Below are 15,325 nucleotides of genomic sequence, written 5' to 3' on the forward strand. Positions count from 1 at the left end.
ATTGCTATCAAAAACATAGCTTCCAGCGCCCTACTATCGGGCGCCAGAAGCCAATTTCTTACTTTGCGCGTGCGGCCACGATGGCTTCGGACACGTTGCGAGGCGCCTCGCTGTAGTGCTTGAATTCCATCGTGTAGGTGGCACGGCCCTGCGACATGGAGCGCAGCGTGGTGGAGTAGCCGAACATTTCGGACAGGGGCACTTCGGCCTTGATGATCTTGCCGCCACCGACCATGTCGTCCATGCCCTGCACCATGCCGCGACGGCTGGACAGGTCACCCATCACGTTGCCGGCGTAGTCTTCGGGGGTTTCCACTTCCACGGCCATCATGGGCTCCAGGATGACGGGATTGGCCTTGCGGGCGGCTTCCTTGAAACCAAAGATGGCAGCCATCTTGAACGCCTGCTCGGACGAGTCCACGTCGTGGTAGGAACCGAAGGTCAGCGCGACCTTCACGTCCACCACCGGGAAGCCGGCCAGCACACCGCTGTTGAGTGCTTCGATCACGCCCTTTTCCACCGCAGGGATGTACTCGCGCGGCACCACACCACCCTTGATTTCGTCCAGGAACTCGAAACCCTTGCCGGCTTCGTTGGGCTCCAGGCGGAACACCACGTGGCCGTACTGGCCCTTGCCGCCCGACTGGCGCACGAACTTGCCGTCCACATCGGCCACCGACTTGCGCACGGTTTCGCGGTAGGCCACCTGGGGCTTGCCCACGTTGGCTTCCACACCGAACTCACGCTTCATGCGGTCCACGATGATTTCCAGGTGCAGCTCGCCCATGCCGGAAATGATGGTCTGGCCGGATTCCTCGTCGGTACGCACGCGGAACGATGGGTCTTCCGAAGCCAGGCGCGACAGGGCGATGCCCATCTTTTCCTGATCGGCCTTGGTCTTGGGCTCCACGGCCTGCGAGATCACGGGCTCGGGGAACACCATGCGCTCAAGCACGATGGGCGAAGCCACGTCGCACAGCGTTTCGCCGGTGGTCACTTCCTTCAGACCCACGCAGGCGGCGATGTCGCCGGCGCGGATTTCGTCCACTTCCACGCGGTCGTTGGCCATCATCTGCACGATACGGCCGATACGCTCCTTCTTGCCCTTGACCGAGTTGTACACGGTGTCGCCTTTGGTCAGCACGCCGGAGTAGACGCGCACGAAGGTCAGTTGGCCGACGAAGGGGTCGGTCATCAGCTTGAACGCCAGAGCCGAGAACTTCTCGTTGTCGTCGGCCTTGCGGCTCACAGGCTGCTCGTCTTCGTCCGTACCCGTCACATCGGGAATATCGGTCGGCGCAGGCAGGTAGTCGATCACGGCGTCCAGCATGCGCTGCACGCCCTTGTTCTTGAACGCGGTACCACACAGCATCGGGTGGATTTCGGTGGCGATGGTGCGCTGACGCAGGCCCGCCTTGATTTCCGCTTCGCTGAGATCACCCTCTTCCAGGTACTTGTTCATCAGCTCTTCGGACGCCTCGGCAGCAGCCTCGACCATTTTTTCACGCCATTCCTTGGCCGACTCCACCAGATCCGCAGGGATGTCCTGGTATTCGAACTTCATGCCTTGCGAAGCCTCGTCCCAGATGATGGCCTTCATCTTCAACAGGTCCACGACGCCCTTGAAGTTTTCCTCGGCGCCGATCGGGATCACCACGGGCACGGGGTTGGCCTTCAGGCGCAACTTCATCTGGTCATAGACCTTGAAGAAGTTGGCGCCGGTGCGGTCCATCTTGTTCACGAAGGCCAGACGGGGCACCTTGTACTTGTTGGCCTGGCGCCAGACGGTTTCCGACTGGGGCTGCACGCCACCCACGGCGCAGTACACCATGCAGGCGCCGTCCAGCACGCGCATGGAACGCTCCACCTCGATGGTGAAGTCCACGTGGCCGGGGGTGTCGATGATGTTGAAGCGGTGCTCGGGGTAGGACATGTCCATGCCCTTCCAGAAGCAGGTCACGGCCGCCGAGGTGATCGTGATGCCGCGCTCTTGCTCTTGTTCCATCCAGTCCGTGGTCGCGGCGCCATCGTGCACCTCGCCCAGCTTGTGGGTCACGCCGGTGTAGAAAAGAATACGCTCGGTCGTGGTGGTCTTGCCGGCGTCAATGTGGGCCGAGATACCGATATTGCGGTAGCGCTCGATGGGGGTCTTGCGAGCCATGGTGGATCCTTGATGGGTCGTGTTATTCGGGGGCGGCCTTGCGTCAGCTTCTGGCTGGCACCCGGCCATTTCGGGACCGCCTCAATCGCGACAAGGCTGCAGGCAAGAGAGCCGGCAGCCTTGCGCAGACAGGAAGAGGCAGGTCAGCCGGTTTAGAAGCGGAAGTGGCTGAATGCCTTGTTGGCTTCGGCCATGCGGTGCACTTCGTCACGCTTCTTCATGGCGCCGCCACGGCCTTCGGTGGCTTCGAGGATTTCGTTGGCCAGGCGCTGGGCCATGGACTTCTCGCTGCGCTTGCGAGCCGCTTCCTTGATCCAGCGCATCGACAGGGCCAGACGACGCACAGGGCGCACTTCCACGGGCACCTGGTAGTTGGCGCCACCCACACGGCGGGACTTGACTTCCACCATGGGCTTGACGTTGTTGATGGCAACGGTGAACGCTTCCAGAGCGTCCTTGTCCGGATGCTTCTTCTGGATCAGTTCCAGAGCGCCGTAAATGATGCGCTCTGCCACTGCCTTTTTGCCGCCTTCCATGATCACGTTCATGAATTTGGACAGCTCTACATTGCCGAACTTGGGATCCGGCAGGATTTCACGTTTGGGGACTTCGCGACGACGTGGCATTTTTTACCTCTATCTTGCTTCAGTTGGCACCGTTTCCGGTACCGCGAGAGCCATTCAGGACTCCCACTTACTCGACCCGCGCAGAACATCTGCGTTTGGGGTCACTACGCTGGACTCCGCGCCACGCGGGGAACAGCACCGAATGATTCAGACGGACAAGTCCAGGGCTTATTTGGCCTTGGGCTTCTTCGCACCGTACTTGGAGCGCGCCTGCTTGCGATCCTTCACGCCCTGCAGGTCCAGAGAACCGCGGACGATGTGGTAACGCACACCGGGCAAGTCCTTGACACGACCGCCGCGGACCAGCACCACGCTGTGTTCCTGCAGGTTGTGGCCTTCGCCGCCGATGTAGGAAATGACTTCGAAGCCGTTGGTCAGGCGCACCTTGGCGACCTTACGCAGAGCGGAGTTAGGCTTCTTGGGCGTCGTGGTGTACACACGGGTGCACACGCCGCGGCGCTGGGGGCAGTTTTGCATCGCCGGGCTCTTGGATTTGGTCTTTTCGACCTCGCGCCCGTGACGCACGAGTTGATTGATGGTTGGCATGAACTGTTCGTCCCTTACGTGAAAAACGAAAACGTGAATCCCTTCGGAATTTCCGAAAAGCCCTCGAATGTAGCAGATTGATGCCGCCGACGCAAGGGAGGCCGCGGCCCAAGCCGGCCGTCGGCTCGGCTTGAAGCAGGCACGTCGGTTATTTGATCCAAAGTCGGATGGCGTCCCAGGTGCGCCCAAAAATCCCCGCCTGCGCCACACCCTCGAGCGCCACCAGGGGGACTTCACGCAGCGTCTGGTCGCCCAGCACCACCTTCAGGCTTCCGATTTCCTGGCCCTGGGCCAGTGGGGCCACCAGGGGGTCGGGGCGCAACACCTGGGTGCTGATCTTGCCACCACTGCCCGCAGGCACGGCGACGACGATGGGCTCGGCCCGGCCGAGCTTGACGCTGGACTCCGCGCCTTTCCAGACATGCGGCGTCTGCACGGCCTGGCCCGCATCGAACAGTTTGACCGCATCAAAGGCGGTGTAACCCCAGTTGAGCAGCTTCTGGCTTTCGTTGGCGCGTGCATTTTCGCTGGCCGCACCCAGCACGATGGACAACAGACGGCGCTGCCCCAGGCCCGGGAATTCACGCTTGGCCGTTGCCACCAGGCAGTAACCCGCCGCCTGCGTATGGCCGGTCTTGAGTCCATCCACCGACGGGTCGCGGTACAGCAGCAGGTTGCGGTTGTTGCTGTTGGAGGCAGGCGTGCCTTCGTAACGGTACTGCTTGGTGGAGTAGTAGTGCATGTAGCCAGGGAACTCCTGCATCAGCCGCGTGGCCAGGATGGACAGGTCGCGCGCCGTGGTGGTGTGGCCGGCTTCGGTCAGGCCCTCGGGATTCTTGAACCCGGTGTGGGTCATGCCCAGCGCACGCGCCTGGTCGTTCATGAGCTTGACGAAGTTCTCGACCGTTCCGCCCACGCCCTCGGCCAGGGCCACGGTGGCGTCGTTGCCCGACTGCACGATCATGCCCTTGAGCAGGTCATCCACCGGCACCTGCATCTTGGGGTCGATGAACATGCGCGAACCGGGCATCTTCCAGGCGCGCGTGCTCACGGGCAGCTTTTGGTCCAACGCGATTTTCTTGGCGCGCAGTGCGTCGAAGACCAGGTAGGCCGTCATCAGCTTGGTGAGCGAGGCAGGCTCTACCGGCGCGTCCATATCGCGCGAGGCCAGCACCTGACCGGCCGTCACGTCCACCAGGAGGTACGCGCGCGCCGCAATTTCAGGCGGCTGAGGCGCCTGCGCCATCGCGCCCCAGGCCAGGGCAGACAGGCCTGCGGCCAGGGCCCAGGATCGGAAGGTGGAAATAAGTCGATTCATGCCAAGGATTCCAGGAAAGGCCCCGCTATAGGGGCCATGCGGTTCAGACCGCCGATTGCAGGTGGCGCACCACCAGGTTCTTGAGAAGGGACAATTGCCCGTGAAAGAAATGCCCGCCTCCAGGGATCACGGTGACCGGCAGGGTCTGAGGCCGAGCCCAGTCCAGCACATCGGCCAGAGGGACGGTGTCGTCCTGCTCGCCGTGCAGTACCAGCGTGCGCAGGTGCGCCTCGGGAGGAACGGGCGCGACCTGGAAGCGGCTGGCCGCCGTTCCCACCAGCACCGCATGGCGCACATCCCGCTGCGACCACAGGGCGGCCAGCGCATGGCTGGTCACGAAGGCGCCAAAGGAAAACCCCGCCAGCGCCAACGGCCCCTGGGGCGCCACCTGGCGCACCACGGCCAGCAGGTCCTCCCGTTCGCCCTGGCCCGCATCGTGCACGCCCGCGCTCGCGCCGACGCCCCGGAAGTTGAAACGCACCGCGCCCCAGCCGCACTGAACAAAGGCACGCGCCAGGGTCTGCACGACCTTGTTGTCCAGGGTGCCGCCAAACAGGGGGTGGGGATGCGCAATCACGGCGATGCCGCACGGCGTGCCCGCGGGCAGGTCGCGCCGCGCCTCGATGGCGCCCGCAGCGCCCTCCAGCAGCAGGGTTTCGGTCTGGGCATTCATATTTGCTATCAATTGTATAGCTGTTGGCGCTTATCCATAAAGCGCCAGCAGCCAAAAATGCTTGAAACCGATGGAGTCGCGTTCAGCGCCCAAGTTCCGGCGGCGTGCGCAGGCGCTCCACTACCTGGCCATTCTTCAGGTGCGATTCGACGATTTCGTCGATGTCGGCCGCATCCACATAGCTGTACCACACGCCCTCCGGGTACACCACGGCCACCGGGCCTGCGGCGCAGCGGTCCAGGCAACCGGCCTTGTTCACGCGCACCTTGCCGGGCCCGGCCAGGCCAGCTGCCTTGACCAGCGCCTTGCAGCGCTCGAAGGCCTCCTGGGCGCCATGCTGGGCGCAGCAGGCCTCGCCATTGGCGCGTTCGTTGAGGCAGAAGAAGATGTGGCGCTCGAAATAGCCGGGCGCGGACGGGGTGTTGTCGCTCATGCCCTCTATTCTAGGAAGCACCGCCGCGCCGCGAGGCGCGCAACAGCACATAGACCAGCGTGGCATAGGGCCAGAGCCAGCCCAGCCACTGGCCCAGACCGTAGAACCGGATGAACCGCCCCTGCTCCCACACCTGCAGGGTCTGCGCGAAATACGCGCTGGCGGGCGCATCGTTGAGCAATGCCAGCTGCACGGGCAAGGCCACGAGCAACAGCATGGCGCAGGCCCGCGGCGGCAGAAACAAAGCGGGCAACGCCAAGCCGGCCCCCAACACCACCCCCACTGCCACGGGGAGACTGAGCCAATCCCACGCATGCGCAGGGCCGAAACTCAAGGCCACCGACAACGCAGAGACGCCCAACCCCACTGGAACAGCGGAAAACGCCAGCACCGCACGCCGCCAGCCCGGTGCCGTGGCACTGCAGGCCAGCAGGCACGGAACCCACAGGCCCAGCGCCACACACCACAGCTCCGCCCAGGGCGACAGGGGCAGCAGCGGTTCCTCACGCAGGGGCAGCCACGCCAGGAAGGGCGTCCCCTCCAGCGCCTGGGCCAGCGCACCCTGCAGGCGCTCGAACACCTGGCCCAGACCGAAGGGCTCGGCCGCCGGAAACAGCAACGCCCAGGGCCACAGGGCCAGCAACACCAGCGCCCCCCGCGCATCGGGCAGGAACCAGCGCGTGCGAAACCGGCTCCAGCGCGCGATGGCGCCCAGGCGCTCCAGCAGCAGCGCCAGCAACGCACCCGCCAGCGTTCCGCCGGTGTTGAGCAACCAGTCGAGGTTGGACGGCACCCGCTGGGGCAGGTAGATCTGCAAGAACTCCAGCACCAGCGACAGCAGTGCGCCCGCCAGCAGCGCCAGAGGCACCGCCCAGCGCCCCCGCCCCGTGCGCAGCAAGGCCAGGGCCAGCAGAAAACCCAGGGGGGCATACCCCACCACGTTGGTGCCGACGTCGAACCCCGTCCAATACGGCGGGGGCAGCGGCGCCAAAAGGAAGACCGCAGGCTCGATCCCTTGTGCGCGCCAGCCGTTGAACGGAAACAGGCTGGCGAAGAAGATCAGCGCCGCATACACCAGCGCCAGGGGCCAGGCCGAGGTCTTGTGCATGGGCACCCGCCGCTCCTAGAACGGCTTGACCACCACCAGCACGACCACGGCCACCAGCATCAGCACCGGCGCCTCGTTGAACCAGCGGTACCAGCGGTGGCTGCGCTGGTTGGCGTCGCGCTCGAACTGGCGCAACAGCACGGCGCAGTAGCCGTGGTAGGCCAGCACCAGCAACACCACCAACAGCTTGGCGTGCATCCAGCCCTGACCCGGCCCCCAGCCGATGCCATAACCCGCCCAGAGCCACAGGCCCAGCCCTACGGCAGGCACCGCCAGCATGTGGGTAAAGCGCAGCAGCTTGCGCGCCATGAGCAGCAGGCGCTCACGCTCGGCCACCGAACCTGGCGTCACCATGGCCAGGTTCACAAAGATGCGTGGAAGATAGAACAGGCCCGCAAACCAACTGGCCACGAACACGATGTGGAAGGATTTGACCCAGAGCATCGCGCGAGTGTAAGCGCGCTGGGCCCACCGAAAAAAAGGCCCGACAGGGTGGCTGCCGGGCCAGTAAAGCCCAGGGCCGAAAAAGCCACCAGGCCCCGCTCAGGGAGGAAAAAGCGGGGGGCAGCAGCGCTGCCCGATGTAAATCTAGCACCACGGACAGCGCGGTTCAACCCATGACGGGGGAATGCAATCCCATGCGGTGTGCAATCAGGCACAATTTTCCCCATGCATCTCTCCAGCCCCACCCCCTTCCCCGCCAGCCGCCCGCGCCGCCTGCGCCGCGACACCTTCACCCGCAACCTCGTGCGCGAGCATGCCGTCACGGTCAACGACCTGATCTACCCGGTGTTCGTACTCGACGGCGCCAACCGCCGCGAGGCCGTGGGCTCCATGCCTGGCGTGGAACGCCTGAGCCTGGACCTGCTGCTGCCCGTGGCCGAAGACTGCGTGAAGCTCGGCATCCCGGTGATGGCGCTGTTCCCGGTGATCGACGCCAGCCTCAAGACGCCCGACGGCAAGGAAGCGCTGAACCCCGACGGCCTGGTGCCGCGCGTGGTGCGCGCCCTGAAGAAGGAGTTCCCTGACCTTGGCGTGATGACCGACGTGGCCCTCGACCCCTTCACCAGCCACGGCCAAGACGGCCTGCTGGACGACACCGGCTACATCCTCAATGACGCCACGGTAGAAGTGCTGGTCGGCCAGGCGCTGACCCAGGCCGACGCCGGCGTGGACATCGTCGCCCCCAGCGACATGATGGACGGCCGCATTGGCGCCATCCGCGATGCGCTGGAGGCCCATGGCCATGTGCACACGCGCATCATGGCCTACAGCGCCAAGTACGCCAGCGCCTTCTACGGCCCGTTCCGCGACGCCGTGGGCTCGGCCGCCAACCTGGGCAAGAGCAACAAGAAGGTCTATCAGATGGACCCCGGCAACAGCGACGAGGCGCTGCGCGAGGTGGCGATGGACATCGCCGAGGGCGCCGACATGGTCATGGTCAAGCCCGGCATGCCCTACCTCGACATCGTGCGCCGCGTGAAGGACGAGTTCCGCGTGCCCACCTTCGCCTACCAGGTGTCGGGCGAATACGCCATGCTCAAGGCCGCAGCGCAGAACGGCTGGCTGGACCACGACGCGGTGATGCTGGAGAGCCTGCTGGCCTTCAAGCGCGCCGGTGCCGACGGCGTGCTCACCTACTTTGCCCGCGACGCAGCCCGCTTGCTACAAAAACAATAGCTGTTAGCGCTTTATTCATGAGCGCCGAGGCCATTTTTAGCCAAATTCCCTGGGCGCCATGACCCACCCCGCAACCGCTCGCCCCTCGCTCGCTGCATTGTCAGCGACCGCACTGCTGTACATGGCGGTGGTGCAGGCGATGGACACACCGCTCCAAGGGCAGAGCGACACCCATTTGCTGCACCCAGGGCCAGGCCTGGCCCTGGCGCTCTGGATCTGGGGCGGAGCCAGACTGGCACCGGGTCTGTGGGCCGGCGCCCTGCTGGGGGCGGCGCTGGCGGGACAGTCGCCCTGGGCGGCGCTGGCCGAAGCCATGGGCAGCCTGGTCGCGGCCGGCGTGGCAAGCCACTACCTGCAACGCCGCAGCAGCTTTGACCGCGACCACCCCAATTTCCACGTGGTGCGCCACGTGCTGCTGGGCGCCTGTGGCCTGGGGGCCGGTGTGGGTGCGCTCGTCGCCAGCGGCATGCTGCTGTTGGTGGGCGAAGTGCCACTGCGGCACGGTTTGCCGCATGCCATGGAGTGGTGGATGGGCGCATCCCTGGGCATGCTGCTGTTCAGCCCCTTGGTACTGGGCTACCGACGTGCCCTGAAGTCACCCCAACCACTGCGGCGAGTCAAGGAAGGCCTTGCCGTCTGGCTGGGTGCAGGAATCGCTGGGGTACTGATCTTCGGCAACCCTCAGAACGAACGCATTGCCGCCATCGCCAACGCCTACTGGATGTTCCTGTTCGTGAGCTGGGCAGGTGCGCGGCTGGGACTGCTACCCACCATGGGGCTGGTGAGCCTGGTCGGATTGCAGGCACTGTGGGGCACCTACCAGGGCACGGGCTTTTTTGCCTCCGATCTGGCCACCACCCATGGCTTTGGCTACTGGTCGTACATGATGATTCTCGGCACGGCAGGCCTGTCACTGAGCGCCTACATGGCCGAGCGCGCATTGCAAACCACGGGCCTGCGCATTGCCGCCACCGCCTTTGAATGCCAGGAGGGCATGCTCATCACCAACCGCGATGGGCTGATCCTGCAAGCCAACCAGGCCCTCTTGCGTCTGACCGGCTACGAGCTGTCTGAGGTGCTGGGCCGCACGCCCCATTTTTTGTGCGCCGCAGGGCATGAAGCCAGGCCCGCCGATCTGGCCGCAGCCTTCACCCCCCGGCGCAATGTGCAACGGCGCACGCGCATTGCGCGCAAGTCCGGCGAGAGCTTTCCGGCCTGGGTCACCGTGACCCCGGTAGCCGACCCGAACGGCCACGTTAGCCACTTTGTCATCAGCATGAGCGACATCACGGACCTGCAAGAGCTGGAACAACGCCGACGGGAACAAGAGCGCGCCAAGCGCGACACCCTGGTGCGCGAAGTGCACCACCGCATCAAGAACAACCTGCAGGGCATCATCGGCATGCTGCGTGCGCTGGACCACCAACACCCGGCACTGCACGGCCCCATCAACCAGATGGTCGATCAAATCCACAGCATTGCCGCCATTCACGGATTGCAGGCAAGCCGCACCTCCGAAGAGGTGCGACTGTGCGAACTCACACGCACTGTGGCCGAAGGCGTTGCGCACAACTGGAACACGCCCATCCACGTGGACATTCCATCGCCCTGGCGACCCTGCCGGTTATCCAACCAGGAGGCCGTTCCCGTGGCCCTGGTGCTCAACGAGCTGATCGTCAACGCCGTCAAACACGGCGGCCAGGCACACCAGGACGTGCGCATCCGCCTGCGCAAAGGGCAAGACGAGGAGCATGTGGAAATCACGCTCTCCAACCCCGGCCGCTGGCCCGCACCACACCCACCGACGCCCGCCACCGGACGCGGGCTGGACTTGGTGCAGGCCTTGCTGCCGCGCTCGGGCGCCAGCATCACCCGCAGCCAGGCCGCTGACCGCGCCGTCGTCCACCTTGTCCTGTCCCCTCCCGTGATCCATGCCGAAAGCACCCACCATGACCTCTGAATCCGCCGCCAACCCCACCCACTTGCTGCTGGTGGACGACGACCGATTGATCCTGGCGACGCTGTCCCGGGGCCTGCAAGACGTCGGCTACCGTGTCAGTTGCGCCGAATCCGCAGAAGAGGCCCAGGAGTTGCTCACCAGCGGGCTGCGCCCCGACCTGGCCCTGCTCGACGTGCGCCTGCCCGGCGCCGACGGCCTGAGCCTGGCGCAGCGGCTGTGCGAACTGGACCACATCCCCTTCGTCATGCTCAGCGCCTACAGCGACGAGGCCACCGTGCAACGCGCAGCCAGCCTGGGGGCGCTGGGCTATCTGGTCAAGCCGCTGGACACCGCCAGCATCCGCCCCACGCTGGAAGCGGCACTGCAGCGCGCACGCGAGCAAACCCAGTTGCGGCACAACCGCGACCAGTTGCAAACCGCACTGCACAACGACCGCGACATCAACGTCGCCATCGGCATCACCATGGTGCAGTACCGCCTGACACGCCAGGCGGCGTTCGACATGCTGCGCGCCGCCGCCCGCTCCCAACGGCGCAAACTGGCGGTGCTGGCCCAAGAGGTCATCCAGACCAGCGAAAGCGTGTTGCACGGCAGCAAAGATGAGGGCGTTTGATCCAGCGCAGTCGTTTGGGCGACACGGGGGCTTGCGCGTTTACACGGATTGCCGGTTAATACGCCCGGTGTAAACATATGTACTCGCGACGCTGCCCTGGCCCTTGCTGCGCCGCCGCCCTGAGGCCCCGAACATGCCTCGCAACCGCTGCCGTGCTCCGCGAACGGCAGCAACCAACCAGGTTGCGCTCGCATGTTCTGTCCCATCCAACGCCACAACTCAGCCCTCCCACGCACATGCACACGCAGCGTTGCCTGTGAATGCGCTGCGGCGTCGCCTCGCATGGAGTGGCCCTGCCGATGCTGACCCAGCGCAGTACCGCAGACGCCCCTGCCCAGGCGGGGGTGGCCTGGCTGGATCGGCTGTGGCACCGCAGCCTGGCACCCCAGATCCACCGCTGGCGCATAGGCACGCGCCTGGCCGCCATGATGGCGCTGGCCGCTGCGGTCGCCGTTGCGCTGACCGCCTGGGGCGTGCGCGGCCTGGGCGAGTCGGCCGAAAGCCTGCACCGCGTGTACCAGGAGCGCATGAAGCCGGTGCGCATGCTGTCGCAGATCGCCCAGCACATGCTGGCCAATCAGCACCAACTGCAGATGGCGCTGGCACGTTTGCCGCTTTCCGGCCACCCGTCCACAGGCCGCAGCGCCGCGCAACTGGATGCCGCCACCGCACACAATGCGGCCAGCGCCATCGAGCGCAATGTGCAAACCATCGACACGCTGTGGCACGCCTATGTGGAACGCATCGCACCGAACAGTGCCGAGCAAGGACTGGCCGAGCGCTTTGCCCGCAAGCGCACCGACTACCTGCAACTCGCCATGGCGCCCGCACTGGCCGCGCTGCGCAACCTGGACGCCGCGCAAACCCTGGAGCGTGCGGCCAGCGCACGCCAGTACTACGAGCGCGCCAACGAAGACATTCAAGCGCTGATCGACCTGCAGTTTGACAGTGCCCTGGCCGCCTACGAAACCGGCATGCTGCGCTACCAGAACACGCGCACCCTGGCCCTGATCGCGCTGCCCACGGCCATGCTCGCACTGGGCTTGCTGGGGCTGTGGCAGATACGCTCCATCACACATCCGCTCAGAGCCGTGATTGCCGTGTTCCACCGCATGGCCCAGGGCAGGCTCGATTCGGCCATTGCCGTTCCCGGACGCGACGAGGTCAGCACGCTGCTGAACGAACTTCAAACGCTTCAGTACCGCCTGGCCGACAACGAACGCGCCATCCACCGACTCGCCTACTACGACGTGCTGACCGACCTGCCCAACCGGCGGCGGCTGCGCGAGCGCATCGAAGACGCACTGCAGACACGCACCGCGCCTTTGGCACACCGGGCCTTGCTGCTGCTGGATCTGGATCACTTCAAGACCATCAACGACACGCTGGGGCACGAGGTGGGCGACGAATTCCTGCGCGAGACCACCCAGCGCCTCCAGGCGGTCGTTCAACCGCCGCATTTCGTCGCGCGCATTGGGGGTGACGAGTTTGTGGTGTTGACCGGTGCGCTGGATACCGACTACAGCCACGCACTGGCCTGTGCCCATGCCCTGGCGCAGCAGCTCCTTGCGGCCCTGGCGGCCCCGTGCCAGATGGCGGGACACACGCTCCACGGCAGTACCAGTATCGGTGTGTGCATGTTCCGCCCGGGCAGCGCGACCATCAAGGAGCTGCTCAAGCGCGCCGATCTGGCCATGTACCAGGCCAAGAGTGCAGGGCGCAACCAAGCGTGCGCCTTTGACCCGGCCATGCAGGCCCGGCTGGAGGAGAGCACCGCGCTGACCGCCGCCCTGCACCAGGGGCTGCAGAACGATGAGTTTTCCCTGCACTTCCAGCCCCAGGTGGATGCCCAAGGTCACCCGCTGGGCGCCGAAGTGCTGCTGCGCTGGAAGCACCCACAGCAAGGGCTGATACCGCCCTCACGCTTTATTCCCCTGGCGGAATCGAGCGGCTTGATCGTCCCCATCGGCCACTGGGTGTTGCGACAGGCCTGCATGCAACTCAAGGTCTGGGAAGCTGAGCGTCACACGGAGCGACTGGAGCTGGCAGTGAACGTGAGTGCGCGCCAATTCCGCCAGCCCGATTTCGCCATGCAGGTAGTGCAGGCCCTCCAGGAGACCGGTGCCAATCCTTCACGCCTGGTACTGGAGCTGACGGAAAGCCTGGCGATGGAAGATCTGGACGACACCACCACCAAGATGGAGCTGCTGCGTTCCCATGGAATCCGCTTTGCACTGGACGACTTCGGCACCGGCTTTTCTTCGCTGTCCGTGCTGCGGCAGTTGCCGCTGCAGGTGCTCAAGATCGACGGCAGCTTTGTGCGCGACATCGCATCGCACGGTGGCAGTGCCCCCATCGTGAGCACCATCATGGGCCTGGCACGCGACCTGGGCCTGCAGGTGGTCGCCGAGGGCGTGGAGACCTTCGCCCAGCACCAGGCGCTTCGCACACAGCAATGCCCCTGCTTTCAGGGCTACCTGTTTTCCCGGCCCCTGCCCCTGGCCGAATTTGACAACTGGCTCCACGCCAGCATTTCCCTTGCCACGAGAGACCAACCATGAGCCGCTTCAAAATCTCCACCCGGGTCGGCGTTCTGGCCCTGTTGCTGTCTGTGCTGACGATTTTTGTCGGCGGTCTGGGGCTGTGGGGCATCGCCCAATCCAACCAGGCGCTGCAAACGCTGCATGCCGAGCGCATGGCCGCCACGGCCGAAATCGGCAAGATACAGGCCCTGCTCATCCAGCAACGTCTTTTGTTGGCGGTCTCTCTGGTCACGCCGGACGAGGCGACCATTCGCACCAATACGGCCATGGTCGAGACAAACATCGCCTCCATCACCTCGATATGGAAGTCCTATGAATCGCGCCCCCACGCCGAAGACGAAGCGCGCCTGGCCAAGGATTTCCTCACCCACCGCACGCGCTTTGTCCAGGAGGGCCTGCTGCCCACGGTGGCGGCACTGCGTGCGGGCGATGTGACCCTGGCACAGTCCCTGGTGGTGCAAAAGGTGCGGCCACTGTATGAGCCCGTAGGGGCAGGCATCGAAGCGCTGGTGCAATGGCAAGCCCAGGCGGGCCAGCAGGCCTATGCGAACGCCGTGGAACGCTACACGCTGGTGCGCAATCTGGCACTGGGCGCCATCGTCGGCGGCTTGCTGTTGGCGGCATGGTTTGCGCTGTCTCTGGTGCGAGGCATTTCGCAGTCCCTGGGGCAAGCCATCAGTGCAGCGCAAACCGTGGCCCAGGGCGATCTCAGCCACCCGGTGGTCGTACAGGGACGCGACGAAACGGCCCAGGTGCTGCATGCCATGACCCAAATGCAGCACCAACTGTCCAATACGGTGCACACCATCCGCCAGGGCTGCGAGAGTGTGGCCAGCGCTTCGGGCCAGATCTCCAGCGGCAGCCACGACCTGGCCAGCCGCACCGAACAGCAGGCCAGTGCCCTGGAGCAGACTGCCGCCGCCATGGAGCAGCTCAACGCCACAGTCCAGCAAAACACCGCCCACGCCCAGGAGGCGCGCAAGCTCGCCCTGGATGCCAGCGGTGTGGCCGAGCGTGGTGGCGAGATGATGGGCCGGGTGGTGGCCACCATGCAGGAAATCCATGCCTCGTCCGGCCGCATCGGCGACATCATTGGCGTCATCAACGGCATTGCTTTTCAGACCAACATCCTGGCGCTGAACGCCGCCGTGGAAGCCGCCCGCGCAGGCGAACAGGGCCGGGGCTTTGCCGTGGTGGCCAGCGAGGTGCGCGCCCTGGCCAAGCGTTCGGCCGACGCCGCGCACGAGATCAAACAACTCATTGGCGCCAGTGTGGAACGCGAGGCCCAGGGCACCGAGCTGGTGAACACCGCTGGCAGCACCATGGAGCAGGCAGTGCAGGCCATTGGGCGGGTGACGGCGCTGGTCAGCGACATCAGCGCGGCGGCCGCCGAACAAAGCACCGGCATGGGCCAGATCGGCGAGGCCGTTCAGCACCTGGACCAGACCACACAGCAAAATGCCGCCTTGGTGGAGGAATTGACTGCCGCCGCGCGCAGCCTGCAAGACCAGACTGCCGCCCAGGTCCAGGCGTTGACCGTCTTCAGGCTGGCCGGGGCCGCGCACACTGAGCCGCAGCGCCTGAGTCCTGAACCTGCTGCGCCGCAGCCCCTGCCCGCGCTGCGCGCCCCCTCGCATCGGCCCGCGCTGGCGGCCTGATCGCTA

Annotated in this window: 13 protein-coding genes; 5 read left to right on the top strand and 8 right to left on the bottom strand. The window is 65.3% G+C overall.

All coding sequences use genetic code 11. The features are described from left to right. Positions 1–58: 58 nt before the first annotated feature. From fusA to GWK50_RS17805, 8 genes are all read right to left on the bottom strand, one after another. Complete coding sequence (gene fusA / locus GWK50_RS17770) at positions 59–2,161, bottom strand: elongation factor G (protein WP_162017667.1); 2,103 nt, start codon at positions 2,159–2,161, stop codon at positions 59–61. A 152-nt stretch (positions 2,162–2,313) separates the two neighbouring features. After that, entirely contained in the window at positions 2,314–2,787 is a 474-nt protein-coding gene (rpsG, locus tag GWK50_RS17775; RefSeq protein ID WP_162017668.1) for a 30S ribosomal protein S7, read from the bottom strand. 168 nt (positions 2,788–2,955) lie between these two features. After that, on the bottom strand, positions 2,956–3,333 hold the full coding sequence (gene rpsL, locus GWK50_RS17780; protein ID WP_162017669.1) for a 30S ribosomal protein S12: 378 nt from the start codon (positions 3,331–3,333) through the stop codon (positions 2,956–2,958). 148 nt (positions 3,334–3,481) lie between these two features. Continuing rightward, on the bottom strand, positions 3,482–4,651 hold the full coding sequence (locus tag GWK50_RS17785; protein ID WP_162017670.1) for a D-alanyl-D-alanine carboxypeptidase family protein: 1,170 nt from the start codon (positions 4,649–4,651) through the stop codon (positions 3,482–3,484). A gap of 43 nt (positions 4,652–4,694) precedes the next feature. Next, on the bottom strand, positions 4,695–5,324 hold the full coding sequence (locus GWK50_RS17790; RefSeq protein WP_162017671.1) for an alpha/beta hydrolase: 630 nt from the start codon (positions 5,322–5,324) through the stop codon (positions 4,695–4,697). 82 nt (positions 5,325–5,406) lie between these two features. Next, positions 5,407–5,757 carry a (2Fe-2S) ferredoxin domain-containing protein gene (locus GWK50_RS17795; protein WP_162017672.1) on the bottom strand — a complete coding sequence of 117 codons (351 nt, stop codon included), beginning with the start codon at positions 5,755–5,757 and terminating at the stop codon, positions 5,407–5,409. Between the two features lie 10 nt (positions 5,758–5,767). Next, the gene (locus GWK50_RS17800; protein WP_162017673.1) at positions 5,768–6,865 is read right to left on the bottom strand and encodes a VanZ family protein; all 1,098 of its coding nucleotides are present in this window, start codon (positions 6,863–6,865) and stop codon (positions 5,768–5,770) included. Positions 6,866–6,880: 15 nt separating this feature from the next. Further along, a complete protein-coding gene (locus GWK50_RS17805; RefSeq protein ID WP_162017674.1) occupies positions 6,881–7,309 on the bottom strand; it encodes a CopD family protein in 429 nt (142 codons plus the stop codon). A gap of 225 nt (positions 7,310–7,534) precedes the next feature. Between GWK50_RS17805 and hemB the strand changes: the two genes are divergently transcribed. From hemB to GWK50_RS17830, 5 genes are all read left to right on the top strand, one after another. Then, on the top strand, positions 7,535–8,545 hold the full coding sequence (hemB, locus tag GWK50_RS17810) for a porphobilinogen synthase (protein ID WP_162017675.1): 1,011 nt from the start codon (positions 7,535–7,537) through the stop codon (positions 8,543–8,545). A gap of 58 nt (positions 8,546–8,603) precedes the next feature. Further along, positions 8,604–10,505: a PAS domain S-box protein gene (locus tag GWK50_RS17815; RefSeq protein ID WP_162017676.1), complete on the top strand. Its 1,902-nt coding sequence runs from the start codon at positions 8,604–8,606 to the stop codon at positions 10,503–10,505. Beyond that, the gene (locus tag GWK50_RS17820) at positions 10,495–11,118 is read left to right on the top strand and encodes a response regulator (protein ID WP_162017677.1); all 624 of its coding nucleotides are present in this window, start codon (positions 10,495–10,497) and stop codon (positions 11,116–11,118) included. Before GWK50_RS17815 ends, GWK50_RS17820 begins: the two co-directional genes overlap by 11 nt. A gap of 299 nt (positions 11,119–11,417) precedes the next feature. Beyond that, on the top strand, positions 11,418–13,679 hold the full coding sequence (locus GWK50_RS17825) for an EAL domain-containing protein (protein ID WP_162017678.1): 2,262 nt from the start codon (positions 11,418–11,420) through the stop codon (positions 13,677–13,679). Then, a complete protein-coding gene (locus tag GWK50_RS17830) occupies positions 13,676–15,319 on the top strand; it encodes a methyl-accepting chemotaxis protein (RefSeq protein ID WP_162017679.1) in 1,644 nt (547 codons plus the stop codon). Before GWK50_RS17825 ends, GWK50_RS17830 begins: the two co-directional genes overlap by 4 nt. The last annotated feature ends 6 nt before the right edge of the window (positions 15,320–15,325 follow it).

Origin of the sequence: Acidovorax sp. 210-6, from assembly GCF_010020825.1 — a bacterium.
Lineage (GTDB): Bacteria > Pseudomonadota > Gammaproteobacteria > Burkholderiales > Burkholderiaceae_C > Simplicispira > Simplicispira sedimenti.

What these genes read in the sequence shown, in the direction of transcription:
- rpsL (WP_162017669.1), bottom strand. Translation starts at nt 3,333, where the DNA reads ATGCCAACCATCAATCAACTCGTGCGTCACGGGCGCGAGGTCGAAAAG.
- GWK50_RS17790 (WP_162017671.1), bottom strand. Translation starts at nt 5,324, where the DNA reads ATGAATGCCCAGACCGAAACCCTGCTGCTGGAGGGCGCTGCGGGCGCC.
- GWK50_RS17805 (WP_162017674.1), bottom strand. Translation starts at nt 7,309, where the DNA reads ATGCTCTGGGTCAAATCCTTCCACATCGTGTTCGTGGCCAGTTGGTTT.
- GWK50_RS17820 (WP_162017677.1), top strand. Translation starts at nt 10,495, where the DNA reads ATGACCTCTGAATCCGCCGCCAACCCCACCCACTTGCTGCTGGTGGAC.
- rpsG (WP_162017668.1), bottom strand. Translation starts at nt 2,787, where the DNA reads ATGCCACGTCGTCGCGAAGTCCCCAAACGTGAAATCCTGCCGGATCCC.
- GWK50_RS17815 (WP_162017676.1), top strand. Translation starts at nt 8,604, where the DNA reads ATGACCCACCCCGCAACCGCTCGCCCCTCGCTCGCTGCATTGTCAGCG.
- GWK50_RS17795 (WP_162017672.1), bottom strand. Translation starts at nt 5,757, where the DNA reads ATGAGCGACAACACCCCGTCCGCGCCCGGCTATTTCGAGCGCCACATC.
- GWK50_RS17800 (WP_162017673.1), bottom strand. Translation starts at nt 6,865, where the DNA reads ATGCACAAGACCTCGGCCTGGCCCCTGGCGCTGGTGTATGCGGCGCTG.
- GWK50_RS17825 (WP_162017678.1), top strand. Translation starts at nt 11,418, where the DNA reads ATGCTGACCCAGCGCAGTACCGCAGACGCCCCTGCCCAGGCGGGGGTG.
- GWK50_RS17785 (WP_162017670.1), bottom strand. Translation starts at nt 4,651, where the DNA reads ATGAATCGACTTATTTCCACCTTCCGATCCTGGGCCCTGGCCGCAGGC.
- GWK50_RS17830 (WP_162017679.1), top strand. Translation starts at nt 13,676, where the DNA reads ATGAGCCGCTTCAAAATCTCCACCCGGGTCGGCGTTCTGGCCCTGTTG.
- hemB (WP_162017675.1), top strand. Translation starts at nt 7,535, where the DNA reads ATGCATCTCTCCAGCCCCACCCCCTTCCCCGCCAGCCGCCCGCGCCGC.
- fusA (WP_162017667.1), bottom strand. Translation starts at nt 2,161, where the DNA reads ATGGCTCGCAAGACCCCCATCGAGCGCTACCGCAATATCGGTATCTCG.